Source organism: Bacillus sp. CPT56D-587-MTF, from assembly GCF_058792335.1.
Genome location: NZ_JBYTEF010000001.1, coordinates 137593 through 163921 on the forward strand (window position 1 = coordinate 137593; position 26329 = coordinate 163921).

Consider the following 26329-nt stretch of genomic DNA (forward strand, 5'->3'; position numbering starts at 1 on the left):
GCTGTAAGAAATGTGAGTGATACACCTAAAATTAATAATAATTTCATACTAATATCCTCCTTACTGTTTTCGGTTTATGAGTTTTATTTATTATCCAAAATGTATGTAAGGTTCTTAGAAGAAAAGAATTTATTTATAATGAATAGCAGTGTAAAAATGTTAATACCTATATTATACAGAATTTTCTTTGAATTTTGGAGAGAATTTTAGCGTGCTATTATATATTTCGTTTTGATTTAAAGAATGTTTAAGGACATCCTAGCATACCTTTTATAATAATCCGATTGAACAAGGAGATGGGGGAGGAGCTATAATGGATATTCTAAAAAAGATTGAACAGCATCGAGCAGCAGAAGAACGTTTACAATGGGAAGGTACGTTTGCGGAGTATTTGGAGCTTGTGAAAGAAAGACCATGGGTGGCTCAAACAGCACACTCTCGCATTTACAATATGATAAAAGACGCTGGAATTGAAGAAGTTGATGGTAGAAGAAAGTATAACTTCTTTAGTAATCAGCTCTTTGGATTAGAGGATGCTCTAGAACGTCTTGTAGAGGAATATTTTCATCCATCTGCAAAACGATTAGATGTTAGAAAAAGAATTTTATTATTAATGGGTCCTGTTAGTGGAGGGAAATCAACGTTAGTTACAATGTTGAAACGAGGATTAGAAACATATTCAAGAACAGATCGCGGAGCAATTTTTGCAATTAAAGGATGCCCAATGCACGAGGATCCACTGCATTTAATTCCACATCATTTACGAGATGATTTCTTTGATGAGTATGGGGTTAGAATTGAAGGGAATTTATCACCACTAAATGTCATGCGTTTAGAGCAAGAATACGGATCAAGAATTGAGGATGTAGTTGTAGAGCGTATTTTCTTCTCTGAAGATCGCCGTACAGGGATTGGTACATTTAGCCCGTCTGATCCAAAATCACAGGATATTGCAGATTTAACAGGTAGTCTGGACTTTTCTACGATTGCAGAATATGGTTCAGAATCAGATCCGCGTGCGTATCGATTTGATGGAGAATTAAATAAGGCAAACCGAGGAATGATGGAGTTCCAAGAGATGTTAAAATGCGATGAGAAGTTTTTATGGCACTTATTATCGCTTACGCAAGAAGGGAATTTCAAAGCGGGAAGATTTGCGCTTATTTCAGCAGATGAATTAATTGTAGCGCATACGAATGAAACAGAGTATCGCTCATTTATAGCAAATAAGAAAAATGAAGCATTGCACTCAAGAATTATTGTAATGCCAGTTCCTTATAATTTACGAGTAAGTGAAGAAGAACATATTTATGAAAAAATGATTCGTGAAAGTGATGTATCGAATGTTCACATTGCACCACACACACTTCGCGTTGCAGCAATGTTCACTATTTTAACTCGTTTAAAAGATCCGAAGCGTCCGGATATTGATTTAATTAAAAAGATGCGTTTGTATGATGGAGAAACGGTAGAAGGTTATAATGCGATTGATGTAGAAGAATTACAACGCGAATATCAAGATGAAGGTATGAAGGGTATTGATCCTCGTTATGTCATTAACCGAATTTCGTCTACAATCATTCGAAAAGAGGTACCATCTATTAACGCGTTAGATGTACTTAGATCTTTAAAAGATGGGCTAGATCAGCATCCATCCATTAGTAATGAAGACCGTGAACGTTACATGAACTTCATCTCATTAGCGAGAAAAGAATACGATGAAATCGCGAAGAAAGAAGTACAAAAAGCGTTTGTTTATTCATATGAAGAATCAGCTAAGACGCTTATGGATAATTACTTAGATAACGTTGAGGCGTACTGCAATAAATCGAAATTACGTGATCCGTTAACAGGAGAAGAAATGAGTCCAGATGAAAAATTAATGCGCTCAATTGAAGAGCAAATTGGAATTTCAGAAAATGCTAAGAAAGCGTTCCGTGAAGAGATTTTAATTCGCATTTCTGCTTATGCCCGTAAAGGAAAACGCTTTGATTATAATTCACATGAACGTCTTCGTGAAGCGATTCAGAAAAAACTATTTGCTGATTTAAAAGATATAGTGAAAATTACAACATCAACGAAAACGCCGGACGAAAATCAGCTTAAGAAAATCAATGATGTTGTTGCGCGTTTAATTGATGAGCATGGTTATAATTCTTCTTCAGCAAATGAATTACTACGCTATGTAGGTAGCTTGTTAAACAGATAGTTTGATAACAAAACGCTGTCTCTTGTATTTTGCGGGACAGCGTTTTATTATCCGTTCATATGTGTATAAAGTGTCATACCTTGTCCAAATGTAATAAATTAAGATGCAATTTTATGAATTTATTGTCAATTATTTTTACAATATGCATATGATAGAGTAACCAACCATTCATACGAAAAAAGCCAACACAATACAATATGTTGCAAAGTAAAAATGTGTGCAACAATGCATTGTGTTTCTTTCTTATCAGTGGCTGAATATTTCTTTCTATTTATGTGAGTGGCAAAATTTTGTTTAGGATGCTCGGGGTATTGTATGAAAAACGTTATAAATGTTTATGGGATGATTTTCTGTGGGCAGTTACCTTTCAAATATTCTAGCTTGCATATTACAGAACAAAATTTATAGATTGCTGTTCATACAGGAAGACAATTACAGTAAGGAGGGAAAGGAATGGGCGAAGAAAATCAACCAAATTATACGATTTCACAGGAAAACTGGTCCCTCCATCGCAAAGGATATGACGACCAACAGCGCCATCAAGAAAAAGTACAAGAGGCAATTAAGAATAATTTACCCGATCTTGTAACAGAAGAAAGTATAGTTATGTCTAATGGCAAGGATGTTGTAAAAATACCAATTCGTTCTCTAGATGAATATAAGATTAGATACAATTATGATAAAAATAAACATGTTGGGCAAGGAAACGGTGACAGCAAAGTTGGTGATGTCGTTGCGAGAGATGGATCAGGTGGTCAAAAACAAAAAGGGCCAGGAAAAGGGCAAGGAGCAGGAGATGCAGCTGGGGAAGATTACTATGAAGCTGAAGTCTCTATTTTAGAATTAGAGCAAGCGTTTTTCAGAGAGTTAGAACTGCCTAATTTAAAGAGAAAAGAAATGGATGAAAACCGGATTGAACATGTTGAATTTAATGACATTAGAAAAACAGGATTATGGGGAAATATCGATAAGAAACGAACAATGATATCCGCATATAAACGAAATGCGATGGGTGGTAAAGCATCTTTTCATCCAATTCATCAAGAAGACTTAAAGTTCCGCACTTGGAATGAAGTATTAAAGCCAGATTCAAAAGCTGTTGTATTAGCGATGATGGATACGAGTGGATCGATGGGAATATGGGAGAAATATATGGCACGTAGCTTCTTTTTCTGGATGACAAGATTTTTACGCACAAAGTATGAAACAGTTGATATTGAATTTATTGCTCATCATACAGAAGCGAAAGTCGTTACAGAAGAAGAATTTTTCTCAAAAGGAGAAAGTGGCGGAACAATATGTTCTTCCGTATATAAAAAAGCATTAGAACTTATCGATAATAAATATTCACCTGACCGCTATAATATTTATCCATTCCATTTTTCAGATGGTGATAATTTAACATCAGATAATGCTAGATGTGTAAAACTTGTTGAAGAGCTAATGAAGAAGTGTAATATGTTTGGGTATGGGGAAGTGAATCAGTACAACCGCCACAGTACACTCATGTCAGCCTATAAAAATATTAAAGATGAAAACTTTAGATACTATATTTTAAAGCAAAAAGCAGACGTATTTCATGCGATGAAAAGCTTTTTTAGAGAAGAATCAGGTGAGAAAATGGCATAACCTCTTTTAAAGAGGTTCTTTTTTTGTAAACTTTTTATTTTTTCAGTTGATAATGATAATGAAAATCATTATCATTTATTCGAGAAATGATTACATTTTGAATTATATATTTCGGAGGAGATGTAAAGTTGAAACAAAATAAAAGAAAACGTATAAATGCAATGATTATAGCGGCGGCGTTATCACTTCCGTTTGCTGTGTATTCAACACCTGCTTTAGCGGCAGTAGCAATTGAGGCGAATAAAACTGGACAAGGTTTAGAAGATGGTACATATGACGCTGTTATTAAAGCGTATAAAGATAAAACGAATGAAGAGTCTATGGCAGCTGTTTATATAAAGGATCCGAAATTAACAATTGAGAATGGAAAGAAAATTGTAACAGCAACGTTAAGTGATAGTGATTTCTTTCAATACTTGAAGACAGAGGATATTCACACTCCAGGTGTGTTTCATGATGTGAAAGTAATATCAGAAGACAAAAAGAAAAATGGAACGAAAGTGATTCAGTTTGAAGTAGGGGAATTAGGAAAAAGGTATAATATGCGAATGCATATTTATATTCCAACAATGGCCTATGACAATAAGTACCAAGTACAGTTTGAAGTAAATACATTGAATTTAGATAAAGATGTTCCATAAGCACAAAAGGAAAATAAAGAGGATAAAGTGGATCAACAAGATGCAAATGTAATAGTAGATAAGCAATTACAAAGGCATATTAATAAATACAACTTAGATAGAGATAATGTTGATGCGCCAATCACAAAGAAAGATTTATTAAAAATTAAAACGTTATCCATTTATTCTGGTAAAGGAATAAATGAAATAACTGGTTTAGAGTATATGACAAATTTAGAGAAGTTGACGTTACGAGAGTCTAATGTAAAAGACATATCAGCCATCTCGAAATTGAGAGGTTTGAAGTACGTTGATTTAACGTCTAATTCAATTGAAAGTATTCACCCAATTGAGCAGCTAGAGAATATTAGTATGCTTTTTTTAAGAGATAATAAAATTTCTGATCTTACACCATTAAGTAAAATGAAAAAAATTAAAACATTAGATTTAATCGGTAATAACATTAAAGATATCCAGCCATTATTTACATTATCAACTATGAAACAATTATACTTAGCAAATAATCAAATCAGTGATCTTACGGGAATTGATCGATTAAATAATGTGGAACTATTATGGATAGGGAACAATAAAATTAATAATGTTGAATCTATTAGTAAAATGAGTAATCTTATTGAACTAGAAATTTCTGATAGTGAAATAAAAGATATATCACCATTATCTCAATTAGGAAATTTACAAGTGCTGAATTTAGAAGAGAATTATATCTCTGATGTATCGCCGCTGAGCACCTTAACAAATTTACATGAGATAAATCTTGGAGCAAATGAAATTTCTGACGTAAGGCCTGTTGAGGAATTAGGTAAGCGAATTTCAATTGACATTCAAAGACAAAAAATCTTTTTAAATGAAGCAAGTGTAGATGAAGAAATAAAAATCCCAGTATACAACCTTAAAGGAGAGCCACTTCAAAATATTAATCTACAAAGTGAGGGGGCTACTCTGAATAACGGATTTATAAAATGGAATAGTCCTGGAGAAAAAATATATGAATTTAAACTAGATACTAATTCTACTGAAAGTAAAATAAGATTTAATGGCACGGTTATACAGAATATAGTTGAAAAACAAAAAGAAAGTCAAAATGTAATTCTCGATAAAACTTTACAACAACATATTAATAAAGAGAATTTAGGTAGAGAGAATGTAAACGCTCCTATCACAAAAGAAGATTTATTACAGATTAAAAAATTAGAGATACTTAAAGAAAAAGGAAATGAGATAAAAGATATAACAGGTTTAGAATACATGACGAATTTAGAAAAACTTACTTTAGAAGGAGTAGGCCTGAAAAATATTGAGTTCATCTCAAACTTGAAACAATTGAATAATGTGAATGTATCTCATAATCAAATTGAAGATATAACACCACTATCTTCATTGGAAAATTTACAGTGGTTAAATCTTGCGGACAATCATATTAAAGATGTAACGGTTATTGGTTCCATGCTAAACTTATTTAGCTTAAATCTAGCTGGAAATGAGATTCGTGATGTAAGGCCGTTAATACAATTAGGTCAGTGGTTTACAATTGATGTTGGAAGACAAAATATCATTTTAAATGATGCAAAAATAAACGAAGAAATTCAAATTCCTGTATATGATTTAGAAGGAGAAAGTATTGAAAATATTCAATTGGTAAGTGAGGGAGGGACGTTTAATAACGGAGTAATAAAATGGAGTACCCCAGGTGAAAAGGTGTATAAATTTGATTTAGATTCTGATGAAATTAGCATAAGGTTTAACGGAACAGTTATACAGAATATAGTGGAAAAAGAAGAAGAAAAAGAGCCGGTAAAAGAAATTGAAGAAACAAAAGAAGAAGTGAAAGAGCCGGTAAAAGAAGTTGAAGAAACAAAAGAAGAAGTGAAAGAACCAACAAAAGAAGTTGAAGAAGCGAAAGAAGAAGTAAAAGAGCCAACAAAAGAAGTTGAAGAAACAAAAGAAGAAGTGAAAGAACCGGTAAAAGAAGTTGAAGAAGCGAAAGAAGAAGTAAAAGAGCCAACAAAAGAAGTTGAAGAGGTAAAAGAAGAAGTAAAAGAACCAACGAAAGAAGTTGAAGAAACAAAAGAAGAAGTAAAAGAACCGGTAAAAGAAGTTGAAGAAGCGAAAGAAGAAGTAAAAGAGCCAACAAAAGAAGTTGAAGAGGTAAAAGAAGAAGTAAAAGAACCAACGAAAGAAGTTGAAGAAACAAAAGAAGAAGTAAAAGAACCGGTAAAAGAAGTAAAAGAGGAAGTAAAAGAGCCAACGAAAGAAGTTGAAGAAGCGAAAGAGGAAGTGGACGAGCCAACAACAGGAGTTGAAGGATCGAAAGCGGAGGTAAAAGAAACAGGAAAAGAAATTGAAGGTTCAAAAGACGCGGTAAATCAATCAGCAGTAGTCCAAGAACAAAACGTGAATAATCAAGTTGTGAAAGAAAATAAACCAGCTGTTAATAAGCAAGAAGAAAGTAAGAAATCATTAGGAGCAACAGGTGGACAAGAGAATACATCAACATTACTTTCAGGCATAGCGTTAGTTCTTTCAGCACTGAGTATGTTTGTATTTAGAAAGAGATTATTTAAGAAATAAAAAACGTTTTATCTTATTATAACGTAAGATGATTATATGAGTTTTTGAGAAGACATTATCATGGCGATTTCATTTTGAAATATGCTTATGGTGATGTCTTTTTTAGAAGGATATAAATGGAAAAGGTGTGAATATATTAGTGAAGGAGGAGAGGTTATGTATGTCAGTTCTATTTTGAAAATTGAAGAGGTGGCAGCATTTATTGCGAATATGAATAAAGATGCTACTCATCATGTTGGCTATTGTGGAGATGAGAAAGAGGAGTTGTTACAGACAATTATTCATGATTTTTCAGATATAGGCTGGGAACAATCTTTTGTTGCTACTTATGAGAATAATAATTTAATAGGTTTATTAGGATTTGATGTGGATGAAGTAAAGAAATGTGCAGAGATATGGGGGCCGTTTATTATCGAAGAGAATTGGGAAGAAGTTGCTTTACATATGTGGAAGGAACTTATAGAAAAGGTGCCTTTTCATATTGAGAGATTTTATGGTTTTTATCATGTGGAAAATAATAATTGTGCCCGTTTAATGAGGAATTTACATGCAAAAGAACAAGGTCGACATAGTATTCTCGTTTTAAATAATATTGTGGAGCACCGTATTATATGTAATGTAGAAGAGGCTTTACCACAAGTGTTTGAGCAGTTTATCGCTTTACACAATCATGTATTTTCTAATACGTATTATGACGGAAACGAAATTATTGAACGTTTAAGTAATACGAATAAATTATTTGTAAGTATGAAGAATGATAAGTTAGAAGGTTATGTATATGTGGAAGTAAATCCAGAGTTTCAAGAAGCGAATATCGAATTTATTGCAACCGCTGAAAATAGTAGAAGAAAAGGTGTCGGAGAGCGGTTATTACAAAAGGCAATTCAGTATATTATTTCCTTCCAAGGAATGAAGGAGATAGAATTATGTTTGAATACGAATAATGATCGTGCGATGAAATTGTACAAGAAAGTAGGATTTGAGGAGAAGGCATGTTTACAACACTATATAATAGAGTGAAAACCCATTCGTATGAAAATTATATTTCATACGAATGGGTTTTATTAATCTACTTTTCCCTCAGTTGTTACGGATTCAGAAGTAATTTGAGGTGCTAATCGTTACATAACCTTTTTTATTTTTTGAGATACTTCTTTTGTTTGCAAATTAACATCTTCTTTTCGCAGCTCCTTAAAGAGCGAAATGACCATAAGAACGACTACGATAGAAAATGGTAGTGCTGCGATGATAGCTGCGATTTGTAGTGCATTTAATCCTCCAGCTTGTAATAAAATAGCGGCAATTATCGCGATTGTTAATCCCCATATAAGTTTTAAACTATTTTTCGGTGATAAGCTTCCGTTACTCGTTTGCATGGAAACAACAAATGTTGCTGAATCGGCAGAAGTAACGAAAAATGTGGCTACTAAAATTAACCCGATAATCGTTAAAAATGTAGAGAATGGTAGATGTGAAATAACAGCAAATAATCCAATCTCTGTACCATTTTTTGCAATTTCATCAGCTATTCCAAGCGATTGGAACATTTCCATATGAATTGCGGTACCACCAAATACTGCAAACCAAAATGTACAGATAAGAGTTGGGACTAATACAACTCCAAAAATAAATTCTTTTATTGTGCGTCCTTTAGAAATACGTGCGATAAATGTGCCGACGAATGGAGACCAAGAGATCCACCATCCCCAATAGAAAATAGTCCAGTTTTCAATCCAAGAAGAAGATTTTTCACTAAATGCTCCTAAATTTAATCCCATACTAGGTAAAGCGCCGATATAAGAACCGAGTGTAGATGTGAAATATTTCATAATAAATACAGTTGGTCCTAAAAGTAAGAAAGAGATGAGTAAAATACCTGCAAGAGAGAAATTCAAGTTACTCAAATATTTAATCCCACGATCTAAGCCAGTTTGTGCACTTGTTAAATATAAAACAGCGAAGATAGCTATAAGTACGAGCTGAGTAAGTAAAGTGTTATGAATGGAAGGGAATAAATAGCTTAATCCTCCAGCAATTTGTTGAGCACCAATCCCAACAGATGGTACAATGCCAAATACTGTGGCTAAAACAGCTAGAATATCAACTGTTTTTCCAATACGAGAATTTTTCGATCGATTAAATAATGGAGTAACTGTAGCCCCGATAGTGCTACCTTTTTGTTTGCGGAATGTGAAATATGCAATTGTTAAAGCGACCATTGCGTATAGTGACCACGGAAAGAGTCCCCAGTGGAAAAATGAATATTGCATAGCGAGTTTGGCGCTTTCTTCTGTACCTGCTTTTCCTGTTAACGGATCTGTAAAATGTGAAATCGGTTCAGCGATTCCATAAAAGAGGAGTCCAATTCCCATTCCTGCCCCAAACAACATGGATAGCCAAGATGGATAATTATATTTTGGCTTTTCTCCATCTTTACCGAGACGAATAGAACCGTACTTGGAAAATGCTAAATAAGCAGCCAAAATAATCATTGTAGTCATAAGTAGAGAGTAAAACCATCCAAATTTATTGAGGATAAATGAGTTTAAAGAAGATGTAACACTTTGTAAATCGTAGCCTTGTATCCAACTTGCTGGGGTAATTCCCCATATAATGAATAATGTTGTTAGCAAGAAGGAGATATAAAATACACTGTTTTCTTTTTTTATCATAGAATCCCACCCTTATTTAATAAAGTTAACAATTATAATAATCATAACAATTAAGTTTTTAATTGTCAAAAAATTCCCTTTTTATAATGTGAAAGGATGCAATTTGTTTTAGGGAGGTAAAGAGCAATGCGTTCACGATATGTACAAATTATAGGAAGAAATAATATGAAATATTGCATTTTATATTGTTACATCCAGATTTTATGTTAAATTCTTGAATGGAATATTAAAATAGGGGGTCAGGATATGAACAAGAAATCAAAGATCAATAAAGTGATGCTTAGCATTAGTACAATGGCTTTATCGTTAGGCGCACTTCAAACTCATGCAGCAGCGGAAGAAAAAGTACCGTATAACGTGTTAAAAACGAAACCGGTTGGAATTGAAAAGTCGGTAGATGAAGTTGGACATATTTCAAAAGTTGATGAAACTTTATCATTTCAAGAACGTTTAAAAGTAGGAGATTTTTCACAGCGACCAGCATCTATTACGAAGAAAACTGCAGTAAAGCAGGTTAAAGAAAGCTATTCAATGGCTGATTTAAACAAAATGAATGACCAAGAATTAGTTGAAACGTTAGGCAGTATTAAATGGCACCAAATTACAGACTTATTCCAGTTTAATGAAGATGCAAAGGCTTTTTATAAAGATAAAGGAAAAATGCAAGTCATTATAGATGAATTAGCTCATAGAGGTAGTACATTTACGAAAGATGATTCAAAAGGAATTCAAACGTTTACTGAAGTGCTGCGTTCAGCTTTTTATCTTGCATTTTATAATAGTGAATTAAGCGACTTAAATGAAAGAAGCTTCCAGGATAAATGTTTACCTGCTTTAAAAGCAATCGCAAAAAATCCAAACTTTAAGCTTGGTACAGTTGAACAAGATACAGTCGTATCTGCATACGGTAAATTAATTAGTAATGCTTCAAGCGATGTTGAAACGGTTCAATACGCATCGAATATTTTAAAGCAATACAATGATAATTATACTACTTATGTAAATGATCGAATGAAGGGACAAGCAATATACGATATTATGCAAGGTATTGACTATGATATACAGTCGTACTTAACTGAGGCTCGTAAAGAAGCGAATGAAACGATGTGGTATGGAAAAGTAGATGGGTTTATTAATGAAATAAATCGTATTGCTCTTCTAAATGAAGTAACGTCAGAAAATAAATGGCTCGTTAATAATGGAATTTATTTTGCTAGCCGTTTAGGGAAGTTTCATAGCAATCCAAATAAAGGATTAGAGGTTGTTACACAAGCAATGCATATGTACCCGCGCTTAAGTGAACCGTATTTTGTTGCGGTAGAACAAATTACAACAAATTATAATGGTAAAGATTATAGCGGGAATACAGTAGATTTAGAGAAAATACGTAAAGAAGGAAAAGAGCAATACTTACCAAAAACGTATACATTCGACGATGGATCAATTGTGTTCAAAACAGGAGATAAAGTATCAGAAGAAAAAATTAAGAGACTATATTGGGCTGCGAAGGAAGTAAAGGCACAGTATCACCGTGTAATTGGAAATGACAAAGCGTTAGAGCCAGGAAATGCGGATGATGTATTAACGATCGTAATTTATAATAGTCCAGATGAATATCAGTTAAATAGACAATTGTATGGATATGAAACAAACAACGGTGGAATTTATATTGAAGAGACAGGTACATTCTTTACATATGAGCGTACACCAGAGCAAAGTATTTATAGTTTAGAAGAGTTATTCCGTCATGAATTTACTCATTATCTGCAAGGGAGATATGAAGTTCCTGGTTTATTTGGAAGAGGAGATATGTATCAAAATGAAAGGCTAACTTGGTTCCAAGAAGGAAATGCAGAGTTTTTCGCAGGATCTACTCGTACGAATAACGTTGTACCAAGAAAGAGTATAATTAGCGGATTATCATCTGATCCTGCAAGCCGTTATACAGCAGAGCGTACACTATTTGCTAAATACGGTTCTTGGGATTTCTATAATTACTCGTTCGCATTGCAGTCTTACTTATATACGCATCAGTTTGAAACATTTGATAAAATTCAAGATTTGATTCGTGCGAATGACGTGAAAAATTATGATGCATATCGTGAAAATCTAAGTAAAGATCCTAAGTTAAATAAAGAGTATCAAGAGTATATGCAGCAGTTAATTGATAATCAAGATAAATATAATGTACCGGAAGTAGCAGATGATTATTTAGCTGAACATGCACCGAAATCGTTAACTGAAGTGAAAAAAGAAATTAGTGATACGTTGCCTATGAATGATACAAAAATGACAAAACATAATTCTCAATTCTTTAATACATTTACATTAGAAGGTACGTATACAGGTAGTGTCACAAAAGGTGAATCAGAAGATTGGAAAGCAATGAGTAAAAGAGTAAATGAATCTTTAGAACAATTGGCGCAAAAAGAATGGAGTGGCTACAAAACTGTTACAGCATACTTCGTCAATTATCGTGTGAATAGCTCAAATGAATTTGAATATGATGTAGTCTTCCATGGAATCGCAAAAGATGATGGAGAAAATAAAGCTCCAACGGTTAATATAAATGGCCCTTATAGCGGTCTTGTAAAAGAGGGAATTCAATTTAAAAGTGATGGCTCAAACGATGAAGATGGAAAAATTGTTTCTTATTTATGGGAATTTGGAGATGGAAGCACAAGTGCAGAAGTGAATCCAGTACATGTATATGAAAGAGAAGGTTCTTATAAAGTATCGTTAAGAGTAAAAGATGATAAGGGAAAAGAGAGCAGAAGCGAAACAACTGTTACGATTAAAGATGGAAGTTTAACAGAATCAGAACCAAATAATCGTCCAGAGGAAGCAAATCGTATCGGGCTAAATAGTACGATAAAAGGTAGTCTTATTGGCGAGGACCACACTGATGTTTATACATTTAATGTAGCATCAGCGAAAGATATCGACATTTCTGTTTTAAATGAGTATGGAATTGGGATGACATGGGTACTTCACCATGAATCAAATATGCAAAATTATGCAGCTTACGGTCAAGCCAATGGGAATCATATAGAAGCGAAATTTAATGCAAAACCAGGCAAGTATTACTTGTATGTATATAAATATGATAATGGCGATGGAACGTACTCATTATCAGTAAAGTGAAACTTTAATCATTCATTCCCCAATGATTATTAGCCCACACCAATCGGGGGAAAATAAGTGATTTTCCAATGTATGTTTAACTTTACTTTTTGTGGAAAATAGTATATTATATAGATATATAATATATCGGTTATTTTCTAGGAGGAGCCTGTCACAATAGGTTTCTCCTGTTCTTTTTTAGGGGCCTGTTTTACAGGCTTTTCTTTAAAAAGTAAATAACTGAAAATTAAGAACTATAATCTTTGAAAGAGGTGGGGCATACACATAACAAAAAAGGGATTGTTTAAGAAAGGGGGATAAGAAATGGTCTTGTTTGGTTATCCACTTGAAACAATTTATTTATATGGATTTATTATTGCTACTATACTCACTGTTATTTATATCTTCTTTGGAGATATATTTGAATCGATATTTAGTTTTGGGGGCGGATCTGTATCCGTTGTTACTTTATTACTTAGTTTCTTCGCCATGTTATGTGGGCTTAGTTATATAGGAGAGTACTTATTTTCCTTTAATAGTATTACTATTTTCGGGGCTGCATTTGCTATATCTTTTCTCGGTGTTTTCATCATGAAAATACTAATTTTAAAACCGATTGCAGAAGCAGAACAAAATACGATGCAACGTATGGATGAATTTATCGGTTGCAAAGGAGAAGTCATTACGACAATTCCTACAGAAGGATTTGGTGAAGTATTAATTTTATCCCAATTTGGAAGTAATGCAATCCCAGCTAAAACTGTTGGAAAAAAAGATATTTCGCAAGGAACAGAGGTTATTATCGAGGGAGTCCAAGATGGTGTTTTACTTGTACAAAACATCGCTTATTCTTTAAAAAAACCAAAATTATAAGGGGGAATTTACATGACGATTCCATTAATTATCGGTGGAGTTTTACTGGCAATTTTAATTCTACTCATTTTAGTATTCATTACGAAGTATCGTACGGTTGGTCCAGATGAAGCGTTAATTGTTACAGGGAACTGGCTTGGTGGAGGAAAGAATGTTGTTACCACTGATGATGGAAAGAAGATTAAGATTATCCGCGGGGGCGGTACTTTCGTAGTTCCAATTATGCAAAGAGCAGAGCCTTTAAGCCTATTAAACTACAAATTAGAAGTTGGTACACGTGATACGTATACGAAGCAAGGTGTTCCAGTTACAGTAAATGGTGTTTCTATTATTAAAGTAGGTTCTACAATTGAAGAAGTATCTACTGCAGCTGAGCAATATTTAGGAAAAGAAACAGAAGAGTTAAAAGTAGAAGCAAAAGAGGTTTTAGAAGGTCACTTACGTGCAATCTTATCTTCTATGACAGTAGAGGATGCGTATAGTAATAGAGAGCAATTTGCTCAAAAGGTACATGAAGTAGCTTCTACAGATTTAAAGAAGATGGGACTTCGCATTGTTTCTTTCACAATTAAAGAAATAATGGATAAAAACGGATACTTAGATGCGCTTGGTCAGCCGCAAATTGCGACAGTTAAGCGTGATGCAACAATTGCAAATGCAGAGCGTGAAAAAGAAGCACGTATTGAAAAAGCACGTGCTGAAAAAGAGGCAAAAGAAGCAGAATATCAACGTGATGCACAAATCGCTGAAGCTGAAAAACATAAAGAATTAAAAGTACAGTCCTATAAGAGAGAACAAGAGCAAGCACGTGCAGATGCGGATCTTTCTTACGAATTACAACAAGCGAAAGCACAACAAGGTGTTACAGAAGAGCAAATGCGCGTTAAAATCATTGAGCGTGAAAAGCAAATCGAGTTAGAAGAAAAAGAGATTGCGCGTCGTGAAAAGCAATACGATGCAGAAGTTAAGAAAAAAGCAGATGCAGATCGTTATGCTGTTGAGCAATCAGCAGAAGCAGAAAAAGTAAAACAAATTAAAAAGGCAGATGCGGATCAATATAAGATTGAAGCTGAAGCGAGAGCTCGTGCGGAAGAAGTACGTGTGGAAGGTTTAGCGAAGGCGGAAATCGAAAAAGCGCAAGGTCAAGCGAAAGCGGAAGTACAAAAAGCGCAAGGAACAGCAGAGGCAGATGTTATTAGATTAAAAGGTTTAGCAGAAGCAGAAGCGAAACAAAAAATTGCTGAAGCATTTGAATTATATGGTCAAGCGGCAATTATGGATATGGTTCTTAAAATGCTTCCAAGTTATGCGAAGGAAGTTGCAAGTCCGCTTAGTAATATTGATAAAATCACAGTTGTCGATACAGGCGGCGGTGGTAAAAATAGCGGGGCCGGAAAAGTTGCGGGCTATGCGACTGATTTAATGGCAACGATGCAAGAAACGTTAAAGGCTTCTTCTGGAATTGACTTAAAAGAGCTATTAGAAGGATTTGCAGGAAAAGGAGCAGTGCAACAATTATCAAGTGATAAACCTGTTGTATCTGTAGTAGAAGATAAGAAAAAAGAAGTAGATAAAGAATAGTAAGGTGGAAAGAACCTCTAGTAAGTGAAATACTAGAGGTTCTCCTATGAATTATAATATTTCGAATAATATACATTTTTATACATTGTTTTAATTATTTAATTTATATAGAATGAAAAAGATATGTATCAATTCTTTAGATGTATAAAAAGATAGAGAGTCTCATTGATACATTTAAATCGTATTATTTTTATAGAAAGATTAAATGTTAATTAATTACATTTAAAACGGTATGGAGGGGTAGAAGTATGTTTCAAGGGAAATTAAGGAGTAGTAGTTTAAAAACAAAGTTACTTGTATCATTTATTATTATTTTAATTCTTCCAAGTATTGTAATTGGTTGGACGTCTTATCAACAGGCGAAGACGAATTTTAATGAAACGATTTTAAACTCGGCGAAAGATAATATAAAAATTTTGGATAATGTAATTAATAAAGAATTGGATAGTAAAAAAGTAGATGCAACTTATTTTACGAAATTATTCACACAATCAAGTTACCACGCAGATCAAATTCAAAACATACAAAATAAACTAGAAGAATACAATAAACTGCATCCAGAAATGGAAGCAATCTATACAGGATCTGGTAATGGACAGTTCATTCAATCACCAGCTATTCAGATGCCAGATGGATATAATCCTACAGAAAGAGATTGGTATAAAGAGGCCGTGAAGAAAAGTGGAGAGGTAATTGTAACTGCTCCATATAAGTCAAAAACGACAGGGAATATTGTTATTACACTAGCAAAACAAAACGAGGATAAAAGTGGAGTTCTTGGGATTGACTTAATCATTAATAATATTGTTACTACTTCCAAGATGGTTAATATTGGTAAGGAAGGATATGTAGCGATATTTGATCAAGATAAAAATGTAGTAGCGCACCCGAAAATGAAGCCAGGAGAGAAATTAGAAGAGAAACTTAGTAAAGAATTGTATAAACAGGAAGCTGGGGATTTTCATTATTCATTAGATGGTGAAGATCGCAATATCACTTTTAAAACGAATAAGAAAACTGGGTGGAAAATAGCAGGAATTATGCCTTCCAAAGAAATTATCGAAGCGGCTGAACCTATTTTCTATAAAACAGTAACTGTTCTTGGAATTTCACTAATAATCGGTGGGATTGTAATTTACTTCATAATTGCGTCTATTATTAAACCGTTAAAACAACTTGTCATATCATCGAAGAAGATTAGTGAAGGTGATTTAACAGAATCAATTACAGTTCATTCTAAAGATGAAATTGGACAGCTAGGAGAAAGTTTTAACGAGATGGCTGCATCGTTACAAAGTGTCATTTCCAATATAAACACTTCAGCAAGTCATGTAGCGGCATCTTCAGAAGAATTAACAGCTAGTATGAAGCAGACAAGCGAAGCAACGGAACAAATTACACAGGCGATAGAGCAAGTATCAAGTGGTGCAGAAATACAAACGAAAGAAGTTGAAGAAGGAGCAACATTGTTAGAAGAAGTTACAGAAGGAATTCAGCGTGTTGCAGATAGTTCTTCATTAGTATCTACAGCCTCTATGTATACGAAGAAAAAAGCTGAAAATGGTGGGAAGTTAGTTGAACAAACTGTGAATCAAATGCAATTAATTCATGAGTCTGTTTCACAGTCAGACAAAATCATTGGTTTGTTAGACGATAAGTCGAAACAAATTGGAGCAATCCTTGAAGTGATTCAACATATTGCAGAACAGACAAATTTATTAGCGTTAAATGCGGCAATTGAGGCTGCGAGAGCTGGAGAGCAAGGAAGAGGATTTGCAATTGTAGCAGATGAAGTGCGAAAGCTAGCAGAACAATCAGGACAGTCTTCTACGGAAATTGGGAAACTAGTGAAAGAGATTCAATTTGATATAAAAGAAACAGTAAGCTCTATGAATCAAGTTGGAGCAGAAGTACAATCAGGACTTGTAGTTGCAAATGAAACGAAGCAAAGCTTTGCCGAAATATTGAAGTCTACAAATGATACAGTTGTACAAATTGATAGCATGGTAGATGTAGCAAAACAAATGACGGTAGATGCAAAACAAGTAAGTGCATCTATTAATGAAATTGCAGCTACAATTGAAGAAAATGCAGCAAGCGTTCAAAATATTGCTGGTTCTTCAGAAGAACAATTAGCTTCAGTAGATGAAATAAATGCAGCAGCAGTCCATTTATCACAAATGGCAGAAGAATTACAAGAGATGATTAGTAAGTTTAAAGTGTAATAACAAATATTAAGAAACGAGGTAATAATTTTACTTCGTTTCTTTTTTTATGAAGAGAAAAAGAAAGAAATATAGAGTAACCGTGTTATGATTAAGTATAATTAAAGAGACTGTATATTCTTTAAATTCTATCTTTAATCATGTTAGGGGAATGGTTTTGAAATTAAAAAAATTAAAACTCCAACCGAGAATTACATTAACTATTAGTACACTTATTTTAGTGGTACTTCTGCTAACGAGTTATTTATTTTATTACATATTATCTGAAACGGTAGAAGAGCAAATTGGGAAACGGGCTTTGCATGTTGCGAAAACAGTTGCCGCGATACCAGAAATTCAGGAAGCTTTTCAAAAAGAAAATCCAGCTTCTATTATTCAGCCAATCGCAGAAAAAATTCGAATGGATACAGAGGCTGACTTCATTGTAGTTGGAAACAAAGAGGGGATTCGTTATGCGCATCCTGAGCGAGATAAAATAGGAGAAAAAATGGTTGGCGGAGATAATAAAGGCGTTTTATTAGAAGGAAAATCATATGTTTCGAAAGCAACTGGATCATTAGGCCCTTCATTACGCGGAAAAGTTCCAATCCGTAATCAGGAAAATGAAATCATTGGTGTGGTGTCTGTTGGATTTTCAATGGCTGATATTCATGGAGCGGTAGAAGTGTATGGAAAGCGTGTATTTTGGATTACAATAATAGGGCTATTAATTGGAGTAATCGGCTCTATATATTTAGCGGCAAGTATAAAAAGAATGATGTTCGGGATGGAACCAGAAGAAATTTCATCTTTATATGAAGAGCATAGTACAGTGATTCAATCTGTACGTGAAGGGATTATTGTAATCGATAAAAATGGCATGATTAGTTTAGTCAATCAAGCAGCTTATGATATTCTTTCGCTAGATAAACAACAAAATATTATTGGGGAATTTATTTTAAATGTAATTCCTAATTCAACGATACTAGATGTACTTCAAACTGGTGAAGAACAGTTTGATCGCCAATTAAATATAAAAGGACAGGCTGTTATTGCGAACCGTCTACCTATTAAAGTAAAGAATAAAGTAACTGGCGTTGTATCGAGCTTACGTTTGAAATCTGAAATGGATCAGTTAACAGCAGAATTATCTCAGACGAAGCAATATACAGAGGCATTACGAGCGCAAGCGCACGAATATAATAATTTATTGTATACGCTTTCAGGTCTTATTCAATTAGAATCATACGAAGATGCTTTAGAGCTTATTCATAAGGAAACAGCGGTATATCAAGATTTTGTTCAATTTATTATGAAGCGGATTCAAAATCCATGGCTAGGTGGAATTTTAATTGGATTTTATAATAGAGCACGAGAGTTGAAGATTGATTTTATGCTAGATAGAGAAAGTGGTTTAGAAAAATTAAGTCCACATATTGAGAGTAATTATGTCGTTTCTATTTTAGGAAATTTAATTACGAATGCATTTGAAGCAATTGAAAAAAATGAAGAGAATGATAAGAAAGTAAGGATGTTTGTAACTGATATTGGAGAAGAAATATTAATTGAAGTGGAAGATTCAGGGCAAGGGATTCATGATGAAATAATTACTAGCATATTCTATAAAGGCTTTTCGACGAAAGAAGGAGGAGAGCGAGGATATGGATTAGCAAAAGTGAAAGAGTTAGTAGAAGATTTAAATGGAAGTATTGCAATTGAAAAAGGGGATTTAGGTGGTGCGTTATTTATTATTGCACTACCGAAAGAGAGAGGCGAATAGTAATGGGTGAGGAGATTGAAGTATTAATTGTAGAAGATGATATTCGGATTGCTGACATTCATCGTCGTTTTACTGAGAAAATTGAGGGATTTAAAGTAATTGGAACGGCAACGACTGGAGAACAAGCGAAAGAATGGCTAGAGCTTGTGAAGCCACAGCTTGTTTTATTAGATGTGTACTTACCTGATATGCAAGGAACGGAACTTGTCACATATATTAGGCATCATTTGCACGATACAGATATTATTATGATTACAGCGGCATCGGAAACAGATGTAGTGAGGCACGCCCTGCGGGGCGGAGTAACAGATTATATCGTAAAGCCACTAATGTTTGATCGATTTAAAGCAAGTCTGGAAGGCTATCAAAAAAAGATTATACAGTTAAAGAAAAATAATCAATTATCTACGGAGCAAATTGAATATTTATGGTCTCAAAGAGGGGTGAAGGGAGATCAAATAGAATATGCCCCGAAAGGGATAGATCCTTTAACTTTAGCGAAAATAAAAAAGCATATGTTAACAGTTAATGAAGAAGGGATTACAGCAGAGGTGCTAAGTTCAATGGTAGGCGTAAGCCGATCAACGGCAAGGCGTTATTTAGAGTATTTGATATCTGGGAAGAAGGTCCACGCAGAGCTAATATATGGAAGTGTTGGGAGACCCGAGAGACGTTATTTTCTTGTTTCTTCATAATAAAAAACAGTAGAGGATTTTATTCCTTCTACTGTTTTTTTTTGCATCTTATATTGGAATAATCCCAATTACAATTCCGGTAATTAACATAACCATTGTCGTTCCAACGGCCCACAATAAAGTGAAGCGTTGATGTTCACCGAAATCAACTTTTGCCATTCCAACCAATAAATAAGTGGAAGCGACAAGAGGACTTAATAAGTGAACGGGTTGCCCAAGTAAGGAAGCGCGTCCCATTTCAGCTGCACTAATTCCGTAAGTAGCAGCAGCTTTCGTCAAAATAGGTAATACCCCGAAGTAAAATGCATCATTAGACATGAAAAATGTGAATGGCATACTGAGAAGTGCTGTAATAATTGGCAATTGTGGTCCAAGTGCATCTGGTATAAGAGTTACTACACTGTTAGCCATTGCATCTACCATTTTTGTTCCAGATAAAATACCAGTGAAAATACCGGCAGCAAATACGAGAGAAACAACTGCTAATACATTCCCAGCATGAGAAGCAATACGTTCTTTCTGTTGCTCTAAGTTTGGATAGTTAATCATAACAGCGATAGCAAAAGCGACTGTAAATAAAACAGGTAATGGCATAACTTCTAGTATGAGACAGACAAGTAATGTGGCGGTTAATAAAAAGTTAATCCATAGAAGTTTAGGGCGTTTATGCACTGCTGCTTCGACAGTTGCAGCTTGCTCATCCATTGTTTGCATTTGTTTTAAATACTGTACATCCATAATTCCTAAACGTTTTCTTTCTTTTTTTCCAAGATAGTAGGCAACGAAAACAACCCAAATTGCACCAGCAATCATTCCTGGAATAAGAGGTGTAAATAATTCGGAAGCCTCAAGTCCAAGTGCGCTCATAACACGAGCTGTGGGTCCACCCCAAGGTGTAAGATTTGTTACCCCTGCTCCTAACATAACAACTCCAGCTAATATGAGGGGGTTCATTCCAAGGCGCTTATATAGTGGATACATTGCGGAAACTGTAATCATGTATGTTGTTGTACCATCACCATCTAGAGAAACGATAATAGTTAATATAGCCGTTCCGACAACGATTTTTAAAGGATCTCCTTTTACAAATTTTAAAATCTTACTAATGACAGGATCGAATAAACCGCTATCAATCATAATCCCAAAATATAAAATAGCGAACATAAGCATAATACCAGTAGGTGCTAATTTTTGGATCCCCTCTAACATCATAGGCCCCATATTGGCATAGAATCCGCCAATTAATGCAAAAACACTCGGAATTAATATTAATGCTACTAGCGCTGACATACGTTTCGTCATAATTAAAAACATAAAGACAAATACCATCGCAAATCCAAGTAGTGCTAACATGTAATTTCCCCCTCAAAAGAATGATTGCGCTTTCAAAATAGAATAAAAATTCAGAAAAAGGTTTTTTATTTATAATAAAAGCATCTATTCAAATGGTAAATAATTTGAAAAATAACATCATTAGAAGCATAATTTTTATTTTGTTCATTTTGTTCACGGTAGTTAATTTGAATTTTTAAAAAGTAAGCTGCTTCTCGTAAGAATGGTAGAATAAGATGAAAATAGTGAAGTGTGAAATAGGGAGTAGATGTTATATGAAAACGAGAATTGAAGAGATTTATAGCTCTTATGAAGGAAAAGTAGAGGAGATTTTTATTAATGAATCTTCTTACGTATATGAATGGGAAAAATTACTGATGATCCGAAAAAATGACGGTGAGCTTAAAAAAATTGCAGTCGGGATTAGTGGAAATATAAGATTGGTAAATGTAGAAGTTGGACAGGAAATTAGTGCGGATACATTATTAGTTAAATTAGAAGATGATTTGTTAATTACAGGTTGCGAGTGATGAGAGATGTGTAGAAATAACTACACATCTTTTTTTGTTTCCTATATTACAAAAAGCACATTGTTTTTTCACAAATCTCACACAACCTTTTGGTATTCTTTTCGTGGAGTATACGGTTTCTAGGGAGGAATATTGATGAAAGTAAAATATGTCGTACTTGCTATATGTTTATGTTTCGTATTTACGGTAGTCGGGTGTGGGAAAAAGGAAACAGCAGCTGTTGCCATTGATGAGAAACATGATAAATGTGATATTTGCCAAATTGGGGTAACAGATAATCAATTTGCAACAGAAATTATTTTAGAAAATGGAAAAGCGTTAAAGTTTGATGATATCGGTTGTATGTATAAATGGATGGAGATCAACTCAGATGAAAAGACGAAAGAGAAATTTGTCCGAGATTATGATTCGAAAGATTGGATTTCGTTAGAAGACGCTACTTACGTATATGATAAAACAATAACGACACCGATGGCTTATAATGTCATTTCATTTAAAAATAAAAAAGATGCAGAGAGCTTTGTATCTAACTATAAGGGGAAAGTTCTTTCGTATAAAGAGCTAGCAGAGCATAAATGGGAAATGAATAAAGAGATGATGGGGAAACCGAAAGCAGGAAATCATGGTGGACATCATTAATAGAAAAAGACAACTATGTAGTTGTCTTTTTCTCAGGCTGTGGAGAAAGTCTTCTCCACAGCCTGTTTTTGTGTCTGAACCTCTTTTTATGTGTCAACACTGATAAAAAAGAGGAAAAGGAGAGATTTTTTATGATGGGTGCTTTAAAAAATCATCGTGATGAGCGTGTATCTGTTTCTGTAGAAGAGTTGGTTCCACAAGATCATTTCCTTCGTGCAATTGAAGCGACAATTAGTTTTGATTTTATTGAAGAGAAGTTACGCCCTTATTACTGTGAAAACAATGGACGCCCGTCCATTCATCCTATTGTTTTATTTAAGATGATGTTTATTGGATATTTTTACGGTATTCGTTCTGAGCGTCAATTGGAAAAGGAAATTAAAACGAATATTGCCTACCGTTGGTTTTTAGGGTTTTCTCTATCGGATACTATTCCGGATCACTCTACAATCAGTTGGAATCGTCGTACTCGTTTTATTCATACAAATATTTTCGAAGAAATTTTTGATGAGATTGTGAGACAAGCGACGGAGCACCGGATGGTAGGAGGACGTGCACTGATGACAGATTCTACACATATTAAGGCCAATGCCAATAAAAATAAATTTGTACATAAATATAAAAAAGAAAAAGCAAAGTTTTATATAGACGAGCTAGAAGCTGCGGTAATCGAAGATCGTGAGGTACATGGAAAAAAGAATTAAAACCTAGAAAGGAAAGTGATACCCCTACCAAAAAAACTCGTATAAGTACAACGGATCCAGATAGTGGATTTTTAATGAGAGATGGAAAACCAAATGGTTTTCATTTCTTGGATCATCGTACGACTGATGCGAAGTACAATATTATTACAGATACCTATGTAACGGCTGGAAATATGGCAGATTCCGAGCCGTATTTAGCACGCCTCCAAGCTCAGATTGATAAATTCGACTTCAAAGTAGAAGCTGTTGCCCTTGATGCTGGCTATTTTACAGGATATATCTGTAAGAAACTATCAGAACGGAATATATTTATGGTGATGGGGTATCGCCGATTTGGAAAACGGAATAAAGAAGTACCGAAAAGCCAATTTAAATATGTAGAAGAAATGAATGTTTTCGCTTGTCCGATGGGATGTATTCTAGAATATGTAACAACTGATCGTGAAGGATACCGTCAATACAAATCGAATCCAGAAGACTGCGCTGTTTGTCCGTTACGTGAGGTGTGCTTTTCAAAGAAACAAAAACAAAAAGTTATCACTCATCATGTGTGGGAGAAATATAAGGATATTGCTAGAAAAAACAAGCTAACAGCTACAGGGAAAAGGTTGTATAAAGTACGCTGTTCCACTATAGAGCGAAGCTTTGCAGACGCCAAAGAACTACATGGCTACCGCTATGCCCGGTTTCGAGGGCTGAAGTCTGTCCAAATGCAAGCTTATCTCACCGCAGCTTGTCAAAACATGAAAAAAATAGCCCTCCACCTGACCAAAAAGGGTCAGGTGGAGGGCTATTTTTTAAAATTCTATTATTTTATGTTGTTTTTATTCGCTAAAATCAAAAAAGATTCCAGAGTGTTGGGAACCCTAAAGGGTTTCCCAACACTCTGAGAAAAAGACAACTATGTAGTTGTCTTTTTCTATTATTACTCAGGTGCAAATATAGAAAAGGTGTAAAATTTTTAGCAGAACGGTTACAATGGAATATAGTAACCTAAAGCAATCATTTATGTACTTTTTAGAAATGTATACAAATGCGGTAAAAACGTGCTAAACTAATTGCTTCATAATGTTAATGATGGGGCCATCAGGCGTATCATTTCAATAGGTTGAGAAACATAGTATAAGCTTAAGATAATCCGATTAAAGAAGGAATCTAAAGGGCTTATGGATAAATGTACTCAAGAAGAGTTATTGTATGTGATGGAGGAATGGTTAAGAAAACATTATCTTTCATAGGAGCTGTAGTTGTGAGAAAACAAAAAATTTTATTATGTATTTTATTAGGACTTTTAATGACGGTAGTGGCTTGCGATAAGCAAGAAGAACCAGAATCGAAACCGGTTCATGTGAAAAATGAGAAGAAAAAAGAGAAGCATAAAGAACAGGAAGAATCTAAAGAAGAGAAAAGTATAAATTTAATGGACAAACAGTTGTTACTTTCAGCTACTCTTGGAGACACAGAGACAGCTATGAAGTTGATTCAGGATGGAGCGAATATAAACGTAGAAGGTGACAACGGAGAAACGCCTGTCCTTGCAGCGACGTACCAAAATCATGTAGAGACAGTTAAAGCATTAATTGGTGCAGGTGCTAATATTGAAATTAAAGATGAGAAAAAAAGTAATCCACTTCTTTATGCAAGTAGAGAAGGATATACGGATATTGTAAAAGTATTAATTAATGCAGGAGTTAATACGAAAGAAACGACTAGGTCAGGTGGGACAGCACTTATTTCTGCATCTGAGCGTGGCCATGTAGAGGTTGTTAAAGAATTATTAGAGCATACAGATATTGATGTGAATTATAAAAATGAACGTGGTGGAACAGCGTTATTAGAAGCAATTGTATTAGGAAATGGTAGTGAAAACCATAAGAAAGTAATTCAATTACTTATTGATCACGGTGCAGATGTAAACATGGCTAACAAGGAACATCTGACGCCACTGCAATACGCTGAAAAAAGAGGTTTTAAAGATATTGTAAATATGTTGAGGGTAGCTGGAGCGAATGAAGTAGTACAGCCACAACAACCAGTAGAGTAAAAAACGAAAAATAGTCCCATTTAGATAGACAGAATGAAGAAATCAGTTAGTATGATGGATTCAGTAATGTGTATTTGAATGGGATTTTTATTTTGAACATGAAAAATAGATTATGAATGGATGGTAAATGGAGTAAATAAGGAGGCAACCTTATTTGGCAATTGTAAAAAATGAAAAAGTAGTTTCTGTTTGTTGCAGTGCCAGAAGTACGCCCGTAGCTGCTGAGGCAAGTGTGGAAACTTTAGCGGAGTTTCAAGGGAACGGATATGGTACTGATGTTGTTACAGCCTGGGCCATATCAATACAAGAGAAAAGGCGCATTCCACTTTATAGTACTGCATGGGATAACTTTAGTTTGCAAGCAGTGGCAAGCAAACTAAAAATCATTAACTATGGAATGAATTTACATATTGATTGAATTTTAAGTATTGTTTCGTTCTATTTATTTATATTTTAATATCTAGATTAATGTAAATAATGATATGGTGAATATTAACATTCGATTAACACCTAATTAACAATCTATCAAAACTGACTTAATAAATGCGTAATATAGTAAAGGTAACAAAATAACTAGGGTAGAGAACATTTGAGAACACCCACTTACATATAATGTGCCACTTTCTTAGGTGTGCTCTATTCCCTAGAGTTCAAATAAGGAGAAAGGCGTTCTATGTAAGTAGGTGTTTTTAGTTTGGATAAAAATAGAACAGTTAGGTGGAATAAATGTTTAAAGAACCTTATATTGCGATGATAAAGGATTGGAAAGGATACAAAGCATACAAAAAATTGCCGAAAACAGTTTTTCTTATGACTGGTTCAATGCTGGAATTACCAGAGCGTGTATATGAATTGCAGAAACATGGACATGATGTATTTCTTCATTGTGATTTTATACAAGGCTTAAATACGAATACAGAGGAAGCGCTTTTGTATATTCAAGATGTTATCGGGGCACAAGGTATTATTTCAACAAAGGGTTCAACAATTCGAAATGCTAATAAAATTGGATTGAAAGCAATTCAACGTATTTTTATTGTAGATACGTAACTACTCAGCTTCTTCAAATAAAAAAACAGGCCAAATACATGTTTCCGATTCG

General features: G+C 34.2%; 16 protein-coding genes and 4 pseudogenes. 18 read left to right on the forward strand and 2 right to left on the reverse strand.

The window, feature by feature from the left end; translation table 11 throughout:
- Window positions 1-313 precede the first annotated feature (313 nt).
- The 5 genes from AC3WVZ_RS00760 to AC3WVZ_RS00780 all read left to right on the forward strand — a co-directional run bounded on the left by AC3WVZ_RS00760 (window position 314) and on the right by AC3WVZ_RS00780 (window position 8070).
- Entirely contained in the window at window positions 314-2209 is a 1896-nt protein-coding gene (locus AC3WVZ_RS00760) for a PrkA family serine protein kinase (RefSeq protein WP_000353273.1), read from the forward strand.
- 453 nt (window positions 2210-2662) lie between these two features.
- A complete protein-coding gene (gene yhbH / locus AC3WVZ_RS00765) occupies window positions 2663-3838 on the forward strand; it encodes a sporulation protein YhbH (RefSeq protein WP_000503517.1) in 1176 nt (391 codons plus the stop codon).
- 128 nt (window positions 3839-3966) lie between these two features.
- Window positions 3967-4479 carry an NEAT domain-containing protein gene (locus AC3WVZ_RS00770; protein WP_425594299.1) on the forward strand — a complete coding sequence of 171 codons (513 nt, stop codon included), beginning with the start codon at window positions 3967-3969 and terminating at the stop codon, window positions 4477-4479.
- Window positions 4480-4506: 27 nt separating this feature from the next.
- Window positions 4507-7050 carry a leucine-rich repeat domain-containing protein gene (locus AC3WVZ_RS00775; protein ID WP_425594300.1) on the forward strand — a complete coding sequence of 848 codons (2544 nt, stop codon included), beginning with the start codon at window positions 4507-4509 and terminating at the stop codon, window positions 7048-7050.
- A gap of 156 nt (window positions 7051-7206) precedes the next feature.
- Window positions 7207-8070, forward strand: a complete 864-nt coding sequence (locus tag AC3WVZ_RS00780; protein WP_233935865.1) for a GNAT family N-acetyltransferase — start codon at window positions 7207-7209, stop codon at window positions 8068-8070.
- Between the two features lie 101 nt (window positions 8071-8171).
- Here the strand turns inward: AC3WVZ_RS00780 and opuD are convergent, their stop codons facing one another.
- A complete protein-coding gene (gene opuD / locus AC3WVZ_RS00785) occupies window positions 8172-9722 on the reverse strand; it encodes a glycine betaine transporter OpuD (RefSeq protein WP_233935866.1) in 1551 nt (516 codons plus the stop codon).
- 246 nt (window positions 9723-9968) lie between these two features.
- Between opuD and colA the strand changes: the two genes are divergently transcribed.
- The 7 genes and pseudogenes from colA to AC3WVZ_RS00820 all read left to right on the forward strand — a co-directional run bounded on the left by colA (window position 9969) and on the right by AC3WVZ_RS00820 (window position 19978).
- A complete protein-coding gene (colA, locus tag AC3WVZ_RS00790; RefSeq protein WP_233935868.1) occupies window positions 9969-12866 on the forward strand; it encodes a collagenase ColA in 2898 nt (965 codons plus the stop codon).
- 303 nt (window positions 12867-13169) lie between these two features.
- A complete protein-coding gene (locus AC3WVZ_RS00795) occupies window positions 13170-13718 on the forward strand; it encodes an NfeD family protein (RefSeq protein WP_233935870.1) in 549 nt (182 codons plus the stop codon).
- Between the two features lie 12 nt (window positions 13719-13730).
- Window positions 13731-15299, forward strand: a complete 1569-nt coding sequence (gene floT / locus AC3WVZ_RS00800; protein WP_000155020.1) for a flotillin lipid rafts scaffold protein FloT — start codon at window positions 13731-13733, stop codon at window positions 15297-15299.
- A gap of 248 nt (window positions 15300-15547) precedes the next feature.
- A pseudogene (locus tag AC3WVZ_RS00805) lies at window positions 15548-16582 on the forward strand (HAMP domain-containing protein); the annotation flags it as partial.
- Between the two features lie 81 nt (window positions 16583-16663).
- Window positions 16664-17524 (forward strand): methyl-accepting chemotaxis protein, encoded by an 861-nt coding sequence (locus AC3WVZ_RS00810; protein ID WP_370622813.1) that lies wholly within the window; start codon window positions 16664-16666, stop codon window positions 17522-17524.
- Between the two features lie 151 nt (window positions 17525-17675).
- Complete coding sequence (locus tag AC3WVZ_RS00815) at window positions 17676-19283, forward strand: ATP-binding protein (RefSeq protein ID WP_002025277.1); 1608 nt, start codon at window positions 17676-17678, stop codon at window positions 19281-19283.
- A 2-nt stretch (window positions 19284-19285) separates the two neighbouring features.
- Complete coding sequence (locus AC3WVZ_RS00820; RefSeq protein WP_000503461.1) at window positions 19286-19978, forward strand: response regulator; 693 nt, start codon at window positions 19286-19288, stop codon at window positions 19976-19978.
- Between the two features lie 48 nt (window positions 19979-20026).
- Here the strand turns inward: AC3WVZ_RS00820 and AC3WVZ_RS00825 are convergent, their stop codons facing one another.
- Complete coding sequence (locus AC3WVZ_RS00825) at window positions 20027-21331, reverse strand: CitMHS family transporter (protein ID WP_000880474.1); 1305 nt, start codon at window positions 21329-21331, stop codon at window positions 20027-20029.
- Window positions 21332-21585: 254 nt separating this feature from the next.
- Between AC3WVZ_RS00825 and AC3WVZ_RS00830 the strand changes: the two genes are divergently transcribed.
- From AC3WVZ_RS00830 to AC3WVZ_RS00855, 6 genes and pseudogenes are all read left to right on the forward strand, one after another.
- Complete coding sequence (locus AC3WVZ_RS00830; protein WP_000857376.1) at window positions 21586-21840, forward strand: hypothetical protein; 255 nt, start codon at window positions 21586-21588, stop codon at window positions 21838-21840.
- Window positions 21841-21975: 135 nt separating this feature from the next.
- A complete protein-coding gene (locus AC3WVZ_RS00835) occupies window positions 21976-22479 on the forward strand; it encodes a nitrous oxide reductase accessory protein NosL (RefSeq protein ID WP_000865665.1) in 504 nt (167 codons plus the stop codon).
- Between the two features lie 131 nt (window positions 22480-22610).
- Window positions 22611-23980 (forward strand): annotated as a pseudogene (locus tag AC3WVZ_RS00840) (IS1182-like element ISBth7 family transposase); the annotation flags it as partial.
- A gap of 377 nt (window positions 23981-24357) precedes the next feature.
- Entirely contained in the window at window positions 24358-25227 is an 870-nt protein-coding gene (locus AC3WVZ_RS00845; RefSeq protein WP_000287336.1) for an ankyrin repeat domain-containing protein, read from the forward strand.
- Window positions 25228-25369: 142 nt separating this feature from the next.
- Window positions 25370-25645 (forward strand): annotated as a pseudogene (locus tag AC3WVZ_RS00850) (GNAT family N-acetyltransferase); the annotation flags it as partial.
- Between the two features lie 308 nt (window positions 25646-25953).
- Window positions 25954-26274 (forward strand): annotated as a pseudogene (locus tag AC3WVZ_RS00855) (glycerol-3-phosphate responsive antiterminator); the annotation flags it as partial.
- Window positions 26275-26329 lie beyond the last annotated feature (55 nt).